Genomic DNA, 15625 nt, shown 5'->3' with positions numbered 1-15625 from the left:
CTTCGCAACATGACCAAAACCGTTGAACTCATCACCAGCGCCGGCACCATCCGCCTTGAACTGGACGACGCCAAAGCGCCCAAGACCGTGGCCAACTTCCTGGCCTACGTCCACAGCGGCCACTACGAGGGCACGGTGTTCCACCGCGTCATCAAGCGTTTCATGATCCAAGGCGGCGGCATGACCGCCGACATGCAACAAAAGTCCACCCGCGACACCATCCCCAACGAAGCCAACAACGGCCTCAAGAACGACAAATACACCATCGCCATGGCACGCACCAGCGCGCCGCACTCGGCATCGGCCCAGTTCTTCATCAACGCCGCCGACAACGACTTCCTGAACTTCAAGAGCGAAACCCCCAGCGGCTGGGGCTACGCCGTGTTCGGCAAAGTGGTGGCGGGCAGCGAGGTGGTGGATGCCATCGAAAAGGTGCGTACCGGTCGCAAGGGCTACCACGACGACGTGCCGCTGGAAGCGATCACCATCACCAAAGCGGTTGAAATCACGGCCTGATTGATGACCGAACTGCCCGCTCAAACCCAGCGCCAATGGCGTACGCAATGGCGCCTGCCGGCCTCGGTGCAGCGGGTGGAATGGGTGTCGGACGTGCATTTGTGCGCCGACATGCCGCACACCGCCGCCGCGTTCACCCGCTACCTGGCCCACACCCGCGCCGATGTGGTGTGCCTGTTGGGCGATTTGTTCGAAGCGTGGGTTGGCGACGATGCGCTGGAACAACGGCCTTTCGAACGCGACATCGTCCACGCGCTGGCCCGTCTGGCCCAGCGCGCCCAGCTCGGGGTGATGTGTGGCAACCGAGATTTTTTGCTCGGCGACGGTTTTTTAACCGCCTGCGGCGCGGTGGGCTTGGCCGATCCGTGCTGCATTGAGGCGTTCGGCGACCGGGTCCTCGCCACGCATGGCGATGCGCTGTGCCTGGCCGATCATGCTTACCAACAGGTGCGCAAAGTCGTGCGCAGCCCGGCTTGGCAAGCGGCTTTTCTGGCCCGCCCCCTGCCTGAACGCTTGGCGCTGGCCCAGCAATTGCGCGCACAAAGCCAAGCCGAACAGGCCAAGCTGACGCCGCAGGACTATGCCGATGTCGATCCCACCGAAGCTGCTGTCTGGCTGCGCCAAGCGGGCTGCGTGCGCTTGATCCACGGCCACACCCACCGCCCGGCCTCATCCGATTGGCGCGAGGTGCTGAGTGATTGGGATCTGGAGCCGCCTGGCCCCGCTCGGGCCAGTGTGCTGCGCTGGACAGCACAAGGTTTCAGCCGCCACACGTTGGACGAGTTTTCCCCCGTTTGACCGATGTTCGACTGGTGGCACCGCTGGCGGGTACGCCGCGAAACGCAAACCGCCCAGGCCCAGCCCATTCCGGCTGATTTGTGGGTGGCCACGGTGGCGCGGTATCCCTTCATCGCCCAACGCCCTGCCGAGGAGCGGGCGCGTTTGCGTGAGTTGGCGCGCATTTTTCTGCTGCGCAAACAATTTGCGGGCGCCCATGGGCTGGTGGTGACGGATGAAATGGCCGTGGCCGTGGCGGCTCAAGCCTGTTTGCCCATGCTGGCGCTGGGGTTGGGGGGGTATGACGGCTTTGTCGGCATCGTGCTGCACCCGGCGCCGGCCAAGGTGCGGCGCCAGCACCTGGACGCCACCGGGGTGGTGCATGAATACGATGAATGGCTGGCCGGCGAAGCCATGCAAAACGGCCCCCTCATGTTGAGCTGGCCCGATGTGCGCGATGCGGGCGCGTTGGGCCACGAGGGTTACAACGTCGTCATCCACGAATGCGCCCATGTGCTGGACATGCAAGACGGCCTCGCCAACGGCTCTCCACCTTGGCCCACCTCTGCCTTGCAACAAGCGTGGCACGACGCCGCCTCTCGCGCCTGGGATGCCCTGCACCACGACCTCCGCGAAGGCTGGCGCCCGTGGCTCGACCCTTACGCGGCGGAAGCGCCGGAAGAATTCTTCGCGGTGGCTGTCGAAGCGTTTTTCGTCAATGGGCGAGGTTTTGCCGAGGCTTACCCCGAACTGCACGCACTGCTGGTGCAGTTTTTTCGGCAAGACCCAGCGCGTTATCCGCTGTGAGCGGGCTGGGTGGCGACGCTCACTGCTCGTCCAGGCGCGTGGGCGGGAAGCTGTCCCAGCTCAAGCAGCCGGGGCATTGCCAGAAATACCGCTGCGCCTCGAACCCACAGCACGCGCAGCGATAGCGCTGCACCGGTCGGGCCGCGACTTCCAACGCCCGCGCCACGCCCGCACCCACATCGGCCGGCACCGGGGGATGGGCCAACAGGCCGGACAGCACCGCTTGCGCTGCACTCAACGTCGGGTAACGCTGCAAGTGCTGCATCAGCTCGGGCAACTCTGCGAACGGTTGGCCGGTCAAACGTGCTTGGGCGCGCAGCAAATCCAACGCCGGGGCCGCGTCATACGCACTGCGGATCACCTCCAGCGCCGCCTGCGCCTGGCCCAAGCGCACGGCTTGCTCGGCGTAATCCAGGGCGATCAGCGGGAAGTGGGTCGAAGCCCGTGTGCGCAACTCCTGCCAAGCCGCCAGCGCCGCTTCGGGCTGTTGGCGGGCCACCCACCGCTGGCCCATCACCAACCAGGGCCGAGCCAAGTGAGGCGCCGCTGCGCACGCACGCTGCAACGCCGCTTCGGCTTCAGCGGTGTGGCCTTTGGCGTCGGCCTCGGCGGCCAGTTCGCACCAATAATGGGAAATCCGCGTCGCAAACGATCCCGTGCCCATGCGCTCCAACGCCACAGCCGTTTCTTGCGCCGCCAGCCAATCGCGTGAGCGCTCATACAGGCCCAGCAGCGCCAAGCGCGCTTCGACCTCGAACGGCGTGCCTTCCAACGCCCGATAGGCTTGTTCCGCCCGGTCGAACAAACCGGCTTTGAGGAAGTCTTGCGCCAGGGCGTACTGAGCGCGGTCGTGGTCGGTGCTGCTGAGATCGGCTCGGTCAAGCAGATGCTGATGCACCCGCACCGCCCGCTCAAACTCCCCGCGCCGACGGAACAGATTGCCCAGGGCAAAGTGCAAATCCGTGGTGTCCGGATCGTGCTGAACGGCTTCGATGAACGCATCGATGGCCTTGTCCTGCTGCTCGTTGAGCAGCAGATTCAGCCCTTTGTAATACGCTTTCGGGGAGTTTTGCTGCTCGTGCTTGACCTGCCGCAGATCAAGCCGCGAAGCCAGCCAGCCCAAACCAAACGCCACCGGCACGCCGGTGAGCAGCCATTGAACGTCAAATTCCATCGATGGGCGTCACCGGAGCCGTGGGTTGAACGGGAGCCGCCGGCGCAGGCACCGGGGCTGGCGCTGCGGTGGCCTTGCGTGCCCGGCGCCACAACTGCCACCAAGCGGGCGTCAGCGCCAACACGCCGGCGAGCATGCCACCCGCAAAAGCCACCAACAGCACGATGGCCATGGGCGCCGACCAGTCGTAGCCGAAAAAACCATGCACGACAGACGTGTGCTGGTTGTTGAGCGAGAACGCAAGCAAGCCACCAAAAAGGATGGCCCGAACCAGCCAGGCAAGCATGAGGGCGTACTCCGTATCAGATCAAAAGGGCATTCTAAGGAGCCCGCCCGGCCCGCCTGGGCTCAGATGTGCAACCAAGCCAGCACGCCAATGATCACGCCCAGCACCCCGGTGCCGATCGTCACCCACTCCATCCAGCGGCGTTTGGTCAGCAAAGCAATGGCCGCCACCGCAATGGCGACTTGCAGCGCCGTGGTGGCTTGGGCCCAACGGTGGTGCTGGTGCATTTGTTCGTCGGACTGTTTGTCCCAATCCTTGGACTCTTGCTCCAGTTTCTCAGCCGCCGCTTTGATCTCTGTTTTTTCTTGTTTGTAGCGGGTGATTTCCTTTTGGTACTCGTCTTTTTCAGCAGCGGGCACCAAGGTCAAGGCCAGTTCGGCCAGGTTTTGTTTGCTGCTCTTGGCTTGGTAGTAATTCCACTGGTTAGAGGCTTCGGTCTTTTTGATGGCCGCATTGTTTTTGTACAGCCCGGCGTTGGCCTGCGTGGCCCCGCCCATGTACGAAAAAATGGCGCCCACCGTGGCCAATACCGCCGTGATCACGGCCAATTGGCTGGCCATGCCTTCGTCATCGTGATGACCGCCGCCATGCGCAACGTGTTCCATGGCGTGATCGTGCGGGCCGTGAACGTGGAAACCGTGTCCAGACATAGGGGAGAACTCCTTCAGGTGAGACGGTGATAAGTCACAAACGAAAACTCGAACGCATTCGGCGCGGCAGCCGTGTGCCGCTGGCGGGCGACTTCTGCAAAAACCGTGCGATCCCAGGCGGGAAAGTACGCATCACCGCTGACATCTTGGTGAATCTCGGTGAGGATCATGGCATCGGCACGAGGCAGGGCCTGTGCATACACCTCCGCGCCGCCAATGACGAATGCACGCGGCGTGCCCGCCAACTGTTCCAGCGCCTGCGCCAGCGTGGCAGCGACTTCGGCGCCCTCGGCGCGCCAATTGGGTTGGCGTGTCAGCACCACGTTGCGCCGCCCGGGCAAGGGGCGAAAACGCGGCGGCAGCGACTCCCACGTCTTGCGCCCCATGATGACGGCGTGGCCGCGTGTGGTGTCGCGAAAGTGCGCCAAGTCTTCGGGCAGGTGCCACGGCAAGGCGTTGTTCACGCCGATGCAACCGTTTTGCGCCACGGCGGCGATGAGCACCAACTCGGTCATACCGCCACCGGTGCTTTGATGCCGGGGTGGCACTGGTAGTCCAGCACCTCAATGTCATCCAAGGTGTAGTCGAACAGGCTGTCCGGACGGCGTTTGAGGCGCAGTTGCGGGAACGGGAAGGCGTCACGCGCCAACTGGGTTTCGACTTGCTCGAAATGGTTGTTGTACAGGTGGCAATCGCCGCCAGTCCAAATGAAATCACCCACTTCCAAATCACACTGTTGGGCCAGCATGTGGGTCAACAGCGCGTAGCTGGCGATGTTGAAAGGCACGCCCAAAAAGATGTCGGCGCTGCGCTGGTAGAGCTGGCAGCTCAGGCGCCCCTCGGCGACGTAAAACTGAAACAGCGCGTGGCACGGCATCAGCGCCATGTTGTCCAACTCGGCCACGTTCCAGGCGCTGACGACGATGCGGCGTGAATCCGGGTTGGTTTTGAGTTGCGTGATGACTTGGCTGATTTGATCGATGTGGCCGCCGTCCGGCGTCGGCCAGGCGCGCCATTGCACGCCGTAGACGGGGCCGAGTTCGCCATCGTCCCGCGCCCATTCGTCCCAGATGGTGCAGCCGCGCTCTTGCAGCCAGCGCACGTTCGAGTCGCCGCGCAAAAACCACAGCAATTCCAGCACCACGGCTTTGAAAAACACCTTTTTGGTGGTGATGAGCGGGAAACCCTCGCGTAAATCGAAGCGCATCTGGTGGCCGAACACGCTGCGCGTGCCCACGCCGGTGCGGTCACTCTTGGCGACGCCGTGTTCGTACACATGGCACATGAAGTCTTCGTAGGGGGTGCGGATCGGGCGAGTCACGGCGGCGAAGGGAGCAAAAAGTGGCGGATTATCAAGCACCGCATAACGCTCACAGTTTGCAAGGCTTGACGCCACACGGCCTGTGCTCCAATGATGGAACGCAGCGAGTTCTGGAGCCTGTCCGTGTCGAATTGGGTCTATGGGTTTTCGCGTCAGGTGGCGCGCTTTGGCTGGCGATCGGCTTGGCTTTTCCACGCGGGTGCTGCCGCCTTGGTCGGGCTGGGTGTCATGGTGGTGCTGCTCGGCGTCGATCAAGTCAGTTGGGGCACTGCCATCGCGGGGGGGGTGTTGGCCATGGTGCCAGCAGCCGTCGCAGGGGGCGTGGCGCTCAAGTTGTCCCACGCGCTGGCGCGCACCACGCGCTTGGATGATCCGTTGGGCGAAGACGACGAAGAAATCGAAGGCATCTGGCCGCAGCGTTCTTTTGCACGCCAAGTCGAGCGTGAATGGTCACGCTGCCGGCGCTATGGTGATCAGGGTGCGCTGCTGCTCATCGATGTGGATCACCTGGATCAAATGCGCACCACCCTCGGCCATCGCCACTGCGAAGTGCTGTTGCGGGCGATGGCGCACAGCGTACAAGCCACGTTGCGGCAGTCCGACATCCTGGGGCGTTTCAACGGCGCCGAATTGGCGGTGTTCTTGCCACACACCGACCCGCTGGGCGCTTTGGATGCCGCCGAACGCATCCGCCACAAAATCGCCAGCACCCCTTTTTCATGCCAGGACGCGGAGGCGTTCATCACCATCAGCCTGGGTGTCAGCCACGTTCATTTGGCCCAAGGCACCGCAGACGCCTTGTTGACCGAGGCAGAAACCGCACTGCAACTGGCACAGGAAGCTGGTCGCAACTGTGTGCGCGCTGCACCACTCCAGCCTCGCCACGACGATGCGGCTCCCAGCCCCATCCCCCACTGAGCACGCTTCAGGAGGGCACCCGGTAGTTGCTGCCCTCCATCAAATCGACGCCGCACTGCAACTGGCGAACCCACTGAATGAACTCTTTCACGGCACCACCGGTCATCGGTGCGCCGTGCTGCGGCACGATCATGTCGATCGGCAAGGTGCTGACCATGTCCGCCCAAAACCGCAGAATTTTGTTGGACACCATGTAGCGCCGATGGAACACCTCCATCGTCGGCAGCAACGGCGCGATGGAGGTCGCGGGGGTTTTGCTGGCCTCTCCGTTGAGCATCGAAACGCCCAAATCGCCTGAAAACAGAATGCGGCTCACCGGGTCGTAGAACTGAAAATTGCCTTCGGCGTGCATGAAATGCGCCGGCAGGGCGATCACGTCACTGCGCCCAATGCGGATGCGCATCCCGGCGTCTGGAATGCCAATCACCCGCCCGATGGTTTTGCCGGGCTTGCAAAAATGCGGCACGAACCGCTCCCACAGCTTGGAGACGTAAAGCTTGGTGTGGGTGGTGGAAGTCATCCAGCGATCGAGCGACGCAATGATGTCCGGATCGGCATGCGAAGCCAGGATGGCCGACAGGCGCTGCGGCGGAAAGTGCTTGCTCATTTCCAAGAACAGCTCGCTGTAGGCCAAGTTGCCGCCGGGGTCGATGATGGCCCCGGTGTTGTCATCTGTGATCAGAAATTGGTTGGATTGCACAGCTTCGCCGAAATGATCATCGGACAAGTCCGTGAACATCAGGCATTCGTGACCATCGCGGTTGTACAGGGTGACTGGCATGGCCCATTCTAGGTTTCAGTTTGGTGTCAGCATCGCAAATAACCCCGGGGGCACGGGTTGTTCTGCCAGCGCCTGCGCTTCCAGGACATGACGCGGCATACTGCGCAGCCACGTCAATTGGCGCTTGGCGAGCTGGCGAGTCGCAGCGATGCCCCGCTCCAGCACCTGTTGGCGCAGGGCCTCGCCTTGCAGTCCGGCATCCAATGCCTCCCACGCTTGGCGGTAACCCACACAGCGGATGGACGGTAATCCCCCATGCAAGTGGGGTGAAGTGCGCAAGCGGCACACCTCGTCCAGAAAACCCGCCGCCCACATTTGTTCGAAACGCTGTGCGATGCGCTGGTGCAACCAGGCTCGATTCTGTGGCTCCAGCGCCAACAAACAGTGGTCGGGCGCCTGCTCGCGTTGGGCAGCAGCACGTGTGTGCAAGGCCGACATCGGCTGGCCGCTCAGGTGCCACACTTCCAAAGCACGCTGGATGCGTTGCGTGTCCCCCGGCGCCAGGCGCTGCGCCGTCACCGGATCGACTTCGGCCAAGCGGGCATGCATCGCCGGCCAGCCGATATCAGCGGCTTGTGCGTCCAGCAGGGCGCGCACGCGGGGATCGGCAGCGGGCAGCGTGTCCAAGCCCTCGATCAGCGCTTTGAAATACAGCATCGTGCCGCCGACCAGCAAGGGCAGCCGACCTCGGGCGCGAATGGCGTCGATGTGCGCATTTGCGTCCTGCACGAACTGGGCCGCCGAGTAGGTTTCGTGCGGATCGAGCACATCAATCAAGTGATGCGGCACGCTGGCCAACTCCGCTGGGGTGGGTTTGGCGGTGCCGATGTCCATGCCCCGGTAGATCAGGGCCGAATCAACGCTGATGATTTCCAACGGCAGTTCGCGTGCCAATGCCAGCGCCAGGCCGGTCTTGCCCGAAGCGGTTGGCCCCGCCAAGCCGACCCACCGCCAACGCGCCAAAAGGGCAGAAACGTCCAAATTCATGCGGCAGTTTTTGAGGTTTTTAGGAGGTAGAAGGCGCAGATGATGCCGCAGGGAGCGGGTTGCCGTGGCGCTGCACCATCGTCCAGGCCAGGGTGGACGTCACCACTGCCCAAAAGCCCAGGCCGCAGGACAGCATTTTCAAACTGCCATCCATCGCCTGCCCCAGCCACACCCCGACAAGAAACGCCGTCAGCGCCAATGTGAAGCCCGACAGCGCCGACGCCACCCCCGCCCGATGCGGAAACGGCCCCACCGCCCCCGCCTGCCCGCACGGTTGGTGCAAGCCGTGGCCGAAGCTGTACAGCCATTGACTCACCAACACCCACGGCAGCACATCCGCCTGCCCGGGCGTGAGCCAGCCCAAGGCCAACATGCCCAAACCGCCTGCCAGGGTGAACACCGCCCCGCGCTGTACCGAGCCGGTCAAGCCGTGGCGCGGCAGGAGGCGCCGGCACCAGAACGTGCCCAGCAAATACGCCATCGAGGCCGATGCCATGGCCAACCCGTAACCCCAGGGCGACAGCCCCATCGGCCCGATGTACACAAACGATGACCCGGCGAGCATGACGAACAACCCGCCATACGTGGCGCTGATGAGCGCCGTCCAAGCCCGAAACGTCGGGTGGGCGATCACCTGCGCCGCACTGCGCCACACCGACAGCGCTGGCGGCGCGGAGGCGGCTGGCGCCCGGCGCGTTTCCGGCACCTGCCAAGCGACGAAGCCCCACACAACGACACCAGCCAGCGCCACCGCCACCATGGCCAAGCGCCAGCCCCCGAGTTGGGTGAGCAAACCGCCCAGGGTGGGGCTGGCAATCGCCAGCAGGCCCAGGCCGGACATCGCTTTGGACATCACCTGCGCGCCCTCGTGGGGTTCGTACAGGTCACGCACCATGGCCCGGGCACACACCACCGACGCCGCCATGCCCACGCCTTGCAGTGCCCGCGCTGCGATGAGGGCCTCGATCACCGGAGCCACAGCGGCCAGGACGCTGGCCAAGGCATACAGCCCCAAACCGCCCAACAGCACCGGACGACGCCCGAAACGATCCGCCAACGGGCCCATCAGCAACTGCGCCAGGCCAAAACTCAGCAGCAACGCCGACATGGTGAGCTGCACCGCTGCCATCGGCGCGTGCAAATCGATGGCCAGGCGCGGCAGCGCTGGCAGATACAAATCGGTGGTGACCGGTTGCAGGCCCAGCAGCAAAGCCAGAGCCAGCGCCGCCTTCAGGGGCGACAAGGAAGAAGGTGCGTTCATGAGCCCAAGCGTGCGGGACAAACCCGGCGTGGGCTGTCAGTGTGGTGACAGTTTAGGGGCGATGCCTCAAAACCGCTCATCCTCCCGCAAATACCGCCATTGCCCCGGCGGCAACTTGCCGAGCACCACACTGCCGATGCGCACACGCTTGAGCGCCAGCACCTTGAGGCCGACCATCTCGCACATGCGCCGGATTTGGCGTTTGCGCCCTTCGCGCAGCACAAAGCGCAGTTGATCCTCGTTGGCCCAGCTCACTTTGGCGGGGCGCAGGCGATGGCCATCCAGTTCCAGGCCGTGGTTCAACAGGCGCAGGCTTTCGGGCGGGAAATCACCGTCGCGCAGGTATTGCACCCGCACCAAGTACTCTTTTTCAACGTCCGAATCATCCCCGATCAGGTGCTTGGCGATGCGGCCATCTTGGGTGAGCACCAACAGGCCGGTGGAATCGATGTCCAACCGCCCGGCGGGCGCCAAGTGGCGGGCGTGGCCAAGGTGAAAGGTTTTGCGCGCAGGATCGTCCGCCCAGCGATTGGCCGGTGTCACCAACACACTGGCCGGCTCGTATCCGTCTTCCGCTTGGCCGCTGACGTAGCCAATCGGCTTGTTCAACAGCACGGTGACGCGCTGCGCTTGCTGTTGGCGAGCGGCAGGGTCGATCTCAATGCGAACGTCGGGCGTGACACGCTGGCCCAGCACCGCCATTTCGCCATTGACACGCACCCAGCCGGCATCGATCCATTCATCCGCTTCTCGGCGGGAGGCCAGGCCGCGTTCGGTCATCACTTTGGACAGCCGCACGCCCTCCGGCGGCACCGCACTGGCCACAGGGCTTTGGCGCGATGGCGCGGACGGCTGGGGGCGCACGGGGCGATCCATGGGCCGAGGATCTGCCCGATACCCGTCCCGCGCAGGGCGCTCCAACCGCTCCGGATGGCTCACCGAACCCGCAGAACGACCGTCTTGGCGTGGATCGCGCCGATCCATGGCGTAACGATCACGCGGATCTTGGCGCAGCGAATGCCGCTCACCGAACGCCGGGCGATCCCGATCCCGTTCCCGCTCAGGGCTGCGAGGGCGTTCGCGATCCTGATCGCGGGGACGGTCGCGGTTCCGATCGTCAAACCGATCTGGGCGAGGTTCGCGAGGTTCGTAGGAAGGCTCACGGCGCGTCACCACCACTTTGGGGTTGATGACGGTGGCCGGTTGGGCCGGCGAGGGGGTGGATTCGTCGGTGCGTTGCACAGGGCGGCGCGGAACACGCCGGATATCGCGGTCAGATCGCATGGCAGCTAAATCAAAACAAGAGGAAGGGCTGCAACGGTCAACGCCCGCGCAGAAACAGGGAGTCCAAGTCTTTTAAGGTCATTTGGCGCCACGTTGGACGACCGTGGTTGCACTGGCCGGCGCGCTCGGTGGCTTCCATCTGGCGCAGCAGGGCGTTCATTTCTTCCAGGGTCAGGCGTCGATTGGCACGCACCGCACCATGGCAAGCCAGCGTGGCCAACACTTCATCACGCGCCCGTTCGATGAGCTGGCCGGCTTGGGTGCCGCCCAACTCCAGCTCGCCCAACTCACGCAGCACCGCCCGGGTCAGCGCCACCGGATCGGCGTGAGGCAGGGCCGCTGGCAACGACCGCACCGCCAACCGCCCCGGCCCCAGCGGCGCCACGTCCAACCCAAAGGCCAACAATTCGGCGTGATGGGCTTCGGCCAAAGCGTGTTCGGTTGGGGTGGCGGCCAAGCTCACGGGCAACAGCAAGGGCTGCGCCGGCAGTTCGCGCCCGTGCGCCGACGCCTTGAGGCGCTCGTACACGATGCGCTCATGGGCGGCGTGCATGTCCACCACCACCAAGCCCTGGGCATTTTCCGCCAAGATGTAGACCCCCGCGAGCTGGCCCAAGGCCCGCCCCAGCGGCCATTCGTCCTCCGACACCATCGTCATGTCATCGCTGGCGTGTCCCCTCACCCCAACCCCTCTCCCCCAAAGGGAGAGGGGCTTTGAAGGCATTTCTCCCTCTCCCCTTGGGGGAGAGGGCTGGGGTGAGGGGAATGCGTCGCCAAACACACCGACATTTGTCTGGGTCGGCACGGATGACGGCTCAGGCGCGTACAACTGGGACAGCTCTTGCAAACTCAAGCGCTGCTGATGCACCTCGGGGCGAGGTGCCACCGGCCCGGCCATGAACGCTTGGGGTGGTCGAGGCTCCGAGACCGAAGGCGCTGGTGATTCGGCCACATCCACGACCCCAGGTGCCGCAGGCGCGGCCAGCGCCTGCACCACCGCCCGGCGCACCACTTGGTACACCTCGCCCGCATCCCGAAACCGCACTTCGACTTTGGCGGGATGCACGTTCACATCCACCCGCGCCGGGTCGATTTGCAAAAACAGCACATACGCGGGCTGGCGCTGGCCGTGCAGCACGTCCTCGTAAGCGCTGCGCAGGGCGTGGCTGATGAGTTTGTCCCGCACAAAACGGCCATTCACGTAGGCATATTGGTGATCGGCTTTGCTGCGCGACGCTTCAGGCAGCCCAGCGCGCCCCAGCACCCGCAACGGCCCCGCCTGCATGTCCACGGCCCGACTCTGAGCCAGAAATTCTTCGCCGAGCAAATCCGCCATGCGCTGGGCGTGTTCGGCGGGGCGCCATTGCTCGGTCAACTTGCCGTCGTGCCACACCGCGAAGCCGACATCGGGCCGCACCAACGCATGGCGGCGCACCGCTTCGACACAGTGGGCAAACTCAGTCGCCTGGGTTTTAAGAAACTTGCGCCGCGCCGGCGTGCTGAAAAACAGCTCGCGCACCTCCACGCTCGTGCCCACACCTCGGCTGGCGGGCACCAACTCGCCGGAGCGGGCGTCGAGCCGGTGCGCGTGCGCCACCTCAGCGGTGCGGCTCACCAATTGCAGCTCGGACACCGACGCCACCGCCGCCAACGCCTCGCCCCGAAACCCCATCGTGCCAACTTGCTCCAGCTCGGCCAACGAGCGAATTTTGCTGGTGGCGTGGCGACGCAACGCCAAAGGCAGCTCATCCACTGGGATGCCGCTTCCGTCATCCTCCACCACAATGGAACGAATGCCCCCGGCCATCAAGCGCACCGTCACCTGGGTGGCGCCGGCGTCCAGGGCGTTGTCCACCAGCTCGCGTACCACGGAGGCCGGACGCTCCACCACCTCACCGGCGGCAATCTGGCTGATCAGCTCGTCGGGCAATTCACGGATCGCACGGCGCGGCACGGCGCCTTCTTCAGAGGGACTCATCGCCGGATTGTAAGAAAGGGGCCAGACTCGCGCCCCTCGATAATCGCAGCCCATGGACATCCTCTCCTTGCTGGTGGACTTCGTGCTCCACGTCGATCAGTACCTGGCCCAGTTTGTTGCCGCCTACGGCCCCTGGGTGTACGGGTTGCTGTTTCTCATCATCTTTGTCGAAACCGGGTTGGTGGTCATGCCCTTTTTGCCGGGGGACTCGCTGCTGTTCATCGTCGGCGCCATGTGCGGGGCCGGACAGATGGATCTCGGGCTGACCATGGGCCTGCTGGTCACGGCGGCCATTGCGGGGAATCAAACCAACTATGCCCTGGGACGTTACTTTGGGCCTCGGGTGTTTCAGTGGGAGCAATCGCGCTTCTTCAACCGCCAGGCGTTTTTGCAAGCCCATGCGTTTTACGAACGCTACGGCGGCATCACGTTGGTGATGGCGCGTTTCATGCCGTTTGTGCGGACATTTGCGCCCTTCGTCGCTGGTGTGGCGCACATGACGCGCCGCAAGTTCACGTTCTATGACGTGACGGGTGGCCTGCTGTGGGTGTGCAGCTTGACCACCGCCGGCTACCTGTTCGGCAATGTGCCGTGGGTGAAGCAAAACTTGGAAAAAATCATCTGGGCGCTGATTCTGGTGCCGGGCTTGTTGGCGCTGTACGGGGCCTGGCGCGGTGGCCGACGCACCGAAGCCACCCCGCCGCCGCCAACCCCATGAGCGACGTTTTCGCTCTGCTGGACGACGCCCTCGCCCCCGCCACCAAACCCCGCAGCCGCCTGTACACCGGCTGGGTGCGAGAACATCGCTGTACCGATCCGGCGACGTTGGGTGAAGTCTGGCGTGCTGTCGAAGTCGACCAGCGCGCCGGGCTGCACGCCCTGCTGTTGATCGACTACGAATGGGGCTTGCCGCTGAACAACGAGCCCGCCGCCGCCCCGCCAGCGGCGCTGCGGGTGCTGCTGTTTCGCCACTGCGTGCGATTGAATGCCGACGGCGTCGCGCAATGGCTGGCCGAGCGCGAGGGTCGGCCCGAGCCTGCGCCAGCGGGTGTGGTTGGCGCCCATCCGGCGCTGACGCCCCACCAGCACGCCCACGCGATCGAAGCGATTCAAGAAGCCATTCGCCAAGGGCGCACCTACCAGGTGAACTTCACCTATCCCTGGAACGGCACGTTGGTGGGCCCGCCGGTGGCGCTGTACCGCCGCTTGCGCGCCACCCAGCCGGTGGCGTTTGGCGCCTTGGTGGCCCTGCCCGACCGCGACGCAACAGGGAACCGGCGCTGGGTGCTGTCTTGCTCCCCTGAGTTGTTCGTGCGGGTGCAAGCGGGTCACATTGAAGCCCAGCCGATGAAGGGCACAGCGCCACGCCTGCCGGATCCGCAGCAGGACGCCACCCAAGCCCAAACCCTGGCGCGTGACCCCAAAAACCGCGCCGAAAACCTCATGATCGTGGACTTGCTGCGCAACGATCTGGGGCGCATCGCAGAAACCGGCTCGGTGCGGGTACCGGCATTGTTCGAAGTGCAGACCCTGCCGACGGTGTTTCAGATGACTTCCACCATCACCGCCCGGCCTTTGCCGACGGTCGATGTCCCGGCCTTGCTGCGGGCCACGTTCCCATGCGGTTCGATCACCGGGGCGCCCAAGCGCGAAACCATGCGCTTGATCCAGCAGCTTGAAACCGAACCACGTGGCCTGTACTGCGGCGCCATCGGTTGGGTGGACGCCCCCGGCGAGGCACCGGCTACGGGGCGGCTGCCCGACCTGTGCCTGTCCGTGGCGATTCGCACACTGACACTCACCGAACCGGCCCCCGGTTGGACGCACGCGCCCAGCCCGGTGCGCTGGGGTGTGGGCGGTGGTATCGTGCTGGACAGCGTGAGCGCCACCGAATGGGAGGAAACCCATTGGAAAACGCGCTTCGTGCGGGCTTGCGATCCGGGTTTCATGCTGATTGAAACCTTGCGTGTGGAGCCCGATGGCCAGGTGGTGCTCTGGGCCAGGCACTTGGAACGGTTGCGACACAGTGCCAACGTGCTGGGCTGGCCTTTGGGAGAGGCGGAGGATGCCACTGGGTTGTGGCAGCGTGTCCAAACCGCTGCCGCAGCTTGCCGAGCAGTGGGCCAAACGGGCCGCGTGCGGTTGACGCTGGCTTTTGATGGTCGGATCGCTCTCACCTGCACACCGCTGCCACCGCTTCCACCGACACCCGATGGCCGGGTGCGGCTGGGCCAGGCCCGCCTGCGCTTACCGGGGGCGCATGCGCTGTCGGCCCACAAAACCACCTTGCGGGCGCACTATGACGCAGCGGTACACGAAGCCGAGCACCTGGGCGTGTTCGACCTGCTGTTTTTCGATGAAGCCGATGAACTGATCGAAGGAGGCCGCAGCACGGTGTGGGTGCAACTGGCGGGCCGTTGGTACACCCCACCGGTGAGCCGTGGCGCCCTGCCAGGGGTGATGCGTGCCGAACTGCTGGCCCATCCCCCCGCTGAAGAACGCCGCCTGACCCGAGCGGATTTGGCCCAAGCGCAAGACCTGCGTGTCAGCAATGCTTTGCGCGGCGCCCTGCCTGCGCGCTGGTGCCCGGATGTGATCGGTTAAGCGACGGCGAAGACTGTCAAGCGCGCATTTCCCAGGACGTGCGCAGAGGGAGCTGGCGCCCACAATGGGCGCTTTTCACCCACCCTTGACACCCAAGTCGCAAGATGAACAACACCGAAGAATCCTCTCCCCTGATGAACAACCTGCAACGGCTGGGCTCACGCTTGGCCATTGTGGTGGGGGTCATCTCAGGTGTCATTTTCAGAAGACGACTGCACCAACTGACGGGGCGTGACGCCAAGTGTGCAGGCCACTCCTGACGGCGTAATATCAGAAGTCAT

General features: G+C 64.4%; 17 protein-coding genes. 7 read left to right on the top strand and 10 right to left on the bottom strand.

The features are described 5' to 3' along the window. Window positions 1-9 precede the first annotated feature (9 nt). From VITFI_RS10825 to VITFI_RS10815, 3 genes are read left to right on the top strand one after another with little or no spacing between them, the layout of a single operon-like run. Window positions 10-516 carry a peptidylprolyl isomerase gene (locus VITFI_RS10825; RefSeq protein ID WP_089416966.1) on the top strand — a complete coding sequence of 169 codons (507 nt, stop codon included), beginning with the start codon at window positions 10-12 and terminating at the stop codon, window positions 514-516. 3 nt (window positions 517-519) lie between these two features. Beyond that, window positions 520-1314, top strand: a complete 795-nt coding sequence (locus VITFI_RS10820; RefSeq protein WP_089416965.1) for a UDP-2,3-diacylglucosamine diphosphatase — start codon at window positions 520-522, stop codon at window positions 1312-1314. Between the two features lie 3 nt (window positions 1315-1317). Next, window positions 1318-2100, top strand: a complete 783-nt coding sequence (locus tag VITFI_RS10815) for a M90 family metallopeptidase (protein ID WP_089416964.1) — start codon at window positions 1318-1320, stop codon at window positions 2098-2100. 19 nt (window positions 2101-2119) lie between these two features. On the opposite strand, the gene lapB is transcribed toward VITFI_RS10815, so the two are convergent. The 5 genes from lapB to VITFI_RS10790 all read right to left on the bottom strand — a co-directional run bounded on the left by lapB (window position 2120) and on the right by VITFI_RS10790 (window position 5495). After that, window positions 2120-3274: a lipopolysaccharide assembly protein LapB gene (gene lapB / locus VITFI_RS10810; RefSeq protein WP_089416963.1), complete on the bottom strand. Its 1155-nt coding sequence runs from the start codon at window positions 3272-3274 to the stop codon at window positions 2120-2122. Beyond that, the gene (locus tag VITFI_RS10805; protein ID WP_089416962.1) at window positions 3264-3560 is read right to left on the bottom strand and encodes a LapA family protein; all 297 of its coding nucleotides are present in this window, start codon (window positions 3558-3560) and stop codon (window positions 3264-3266) included. Before VITFI_RS10805 ends, lapB begins: the two co-directional genes overlap by 11 nt. 62 nt (window positions 3561-3622) lie before the next feature. Continuing rightward, window positions 3623-4210 (bottom strand): DUF4337 domain-containing protein, encoded by a 588-nt coding sequence (locus tag VITFI_RS10800; RefSeq protein WP_089416961.1) that lies wholly within the window; start codon window positions 4208-4210, stop codon window positions 3623-3625. Between the two features lie 14 nt (window positions 4211-4224). Then, complete coding sequence (locus VITFI_RS10795) at window positions 4225-4725, bottom strand: dihydrofolate reductase (protein WP_089416960.1); 501 nt, start codon at window positions 4723-4725, stop codon at window positions 4225-4227. Next, entirely contained in the window at window positions 4722-5495 is a 774-nt protein-coding gene (locus VITFI_RS10790) for a thymidylate synthase (protein ID WP_198301747.1), read from the bottom strand. The genes VITFI_RS10795 and VITFI_RS10790 overlap by 4 nt, the downstream gene beginning before the upstream one ends. A 159-nt stretch (window positions 5496-5654) precedes the next feature. Here VITFI_RS10790 and VITFI_RS10785 point away from each other — a divergent pair, with 159 nt between their 5' ends. After that, entirely contained in the window at window positions 5655-6449 is a 795-nt protein-coding gene (locus tag VITFI_RS10785; RefSeq protein WP_157725653.1) for a GGDEF domain-containing protein, read from the top strand. 7 nt (window positions 6450-6456) lie between these two features. Here the strand turns inward: VITFI_RS10785 and VITFI_RS10780 are convergent, their stop codons facing one another. The 5 genes from VITFI_RS10780 to mutL all read right to left on the bottom strand — a co-directional run bounded on the left by VITFI_RS10780 (window position 6457) and on the right by mutL (window position 12740). Further along, the gene (locus tag VITFI_RS10780) at window positions 6457-7230 is read right to left on the bottom strand and encodes an oxygen-binding di-iron domain-containing protein (protein WP_089416957.1); all 774 of its coding nucleotides are present in this window, start codon (window positions 7228-7230) and stop codon (window positions 6457-6459) included. Between the two features lie 15 nt (window positions 7231-7245). Then, the gene (miaA, locus tag VITFI_RS10775; RefSeq protein ID WP_089416956.1) at window positions 7246-8217 is read right to left on the bottom strand and encodes a tRNA (adenosine(37)-N6)-dimethylallyltransferase MiaA; all 972 of its coding nucleotides are present in this window, start codon (window positions 8215-8217) and stop codon (window positions 7246-7248) included. 19 nt (window positions 8218-8236) lie between these two features. Continuing rightward, the gene (locus tag VITFI_RS10770; RefSeq protein WP_089416955.1) at window positions 8237-9478 is read right to left on the bottom strand and encodes a Bcr/CflA family efflux MFS transporter; all 1242 of its coding nucleotides are present in this window, start codon (window positions 9476-9478) and stop codon (window positions 8237-8239) included. Between the two features lie 66 nt (window positions 9479-9544). Next, window positions 9545-10354, bottom strand: a complete 810-nt coding sequence (locus VITFI_RS10765; RefSeq protein WP_198301746.1) for a pseudouridine synthase — start codon at window positions 10352-10354, stop codon at window positions 9545-9547. A gap of 445 nt (window positions 10355-10799) precedes the next feature. Further along, window positions 10800-12740: a DNA mismatch repair endonuclease MutL gene (mutL, locus tag VITFI_RS10760; protein ID WP_089418107.1), complete on the bottom strand. Its 1941-nt coding sequence runs from the start codon at window positions 12738-12740 to the stop codon at window positions 10800-10802. Window positions 12741-12792: 52 nt separating this feature from the next. Between mutL and VITFI_RS10755 the strand changes: the two genes are divergently transcribed. The 3 genes from VITFI_RS10755 to VITFI_RS17945 all read left to right on the top strand — a co-directional run bounded on the left by VITFI_RS10755 (window position 12793) and on the right by VITFI_RS17945 (window position 15604). Next, entirely contained in the window at window positions 12793-13458 is a 666-nt protein-coding gene (locus VITFI_RS10755; protein ID WP_089416953.1) for a DedA family protein, read from the top strand. Continuing rightward, entirely contained in the window at window positions 13455-15344 is a 1890-nt protein-coding gene (locus VITFI_RS10750; protein WP_089416952.1) for a chorismate-binding protein, read from the top strand. Before VITFI_RS10755 ends, VITFI_RS10750 begins: the two co-directional genes overlap by 4 nt. A gap of 104 nt (window positions 15345-15448) precedes the next feature. Continuing rightward, window positions 15449-15604, top strand: coding sequence for a hypothetical protein (locus VITFI_RS17945; protein WP_157725652.1), 156 nt, complete (start codon window positions 15449-15451; stop codon window positions 15602-15604). Window positions 15605-15625: the final 21 nt, after the last annotated feature.

The sequence above is a fragment of the Vitreoscilla filiformis genome (assembly GCF_002222655.1).
Taxonomy (GTDB): domain Bacteria; phylum Pseudomonadota; class Gammaproteobacteria; order Burkholderiales; family Burkholderiaceae_C; genus Ideonella; species Ideonella filiformis.
This window is presented reverse-complemented; position numbering and strand designations above follow the sequence as displayed.

What these genes read in the sequence shown, in the direction of transcription:
- VITFI_RS10825 (WP_089416966.1), top strand. Translation starts at nt 10, where the DNA reads ATGACCAAAACCGTTGAACTCATCACCAGCGCCGGCACCATCCGCCTT.
- VITFI_RS10820 (WP_089416965.1), top strand. Translation starts at nt 520, where the DNA reads ATGACCGAACTGCCCGCTCAAACCCAGCGCCAATGGCGTACGCAATGG.
- VITFI_RS10815 (WP_089416964.1), top strand. Translation starts at nt 1,318, where the DNA reads ATGTTCGACTGGTGGCACCGCTGGCGGGTACGCCGCGAAACGCAAACC.
- lapB (WP_089416963.1), bottom strand. Translation starts at nt 3,274, where the DNA reads ATGGAATTTGACGTTCAATGGCTGCTCACCGGCGTGCCGGTGGCGTTT.
- VITFI_RS10805 (WP_089416962.1), bottom strand. Translation starts at nt 3,560, where the DNA reads ATGCTTGCCTGGCTGGTTCGGGCCATCCTTTTTGGTGGCTTGCTTGCG.
- VITFI_RS10800 (WP_089416961.1), bottom strand. Translation starts at nt 4,210, where the DNA reads ATGTCTGGACACGGTTTCCACGTTCACGGCCCGCACGATCACGCCATG.
- VITFI_RS10795 (WP_089416960.1), bottom strand. Translation starts at nt 4,725, where the DNA reads ATGACCGAGTTGGTGCTCATCGCCGCCGTGGCGCAAAACGGTTGCATC.
- VITFI_RS10790 (WP_198301747.1), bottom strand. Translation starts at nt 5,495, where the DNA reads ATGTGCCATGTGTACGAACACGGCGTCGCCAAGAGTGACCGCACCGGC.
- VITFI_RS10780 (WP_089416957.1), bottom strand. Translation starts at nt 7,230, where the DNA reads ATGCCAGTCACCCTGTACAACCGCGATGGTCACGAATGCCTGATGTTC.
- miaA (WP_089416956.1), bottom strand. Translation starts at nt 8,217, where the DNA reads ATGAATTTGGACGTTTCTGCCCTTTTGGCGCGTTGGCGGTGGGTCGGC.
- VITFI_RS10770 (WP_089416955.1), bottom strand. Translation starts at nt 9,478, where the DNA reads ATGAACGCACCTTCTTCCTTGTCGCCCCTGAAGGCGGCGCTGGCTCTG.
- VITFI_RS10765 (WP_198301746.1), bottom strand. Translation starts at nt 10,354, where the DNA reads ATGGATCGCCCCGTGCGCCCCCAGCCGTCCGCGCCATCGCGCCAAAGC.
- mutL (WP_089418107.1), bottom strand. Translation starts at nt 12,740, where the DNA reads ATGAGTCCCTCTGAAGAAGGCGCCGTGCCGCGCCGTGCGATCCGTGAA.
- VITFI_RS10755 (WP_089416953.1), top strand. Translation starts at nt 12,793, where the DNA reads ATGGACATCCTCTCCTTGCTGGTGGACTTCGTGCTCCACGTCGATCAG.
- VITFI_RS10750 (WP_089416952.1), top strand. Translation starts at nt 13,455, where the DNA reads ATGAGCGACGTTTTCGCTCTGCTGGACGACGCCCTCGCCCCCGCCACC.
- VITFI_RS17945 (WP_157725652.1), top strand. Translation starts at nt 15,449, where the DNA reads ATGAACAACACCGAAGAATCCTCTCCCCTGATGAACAACCTGCAACGG.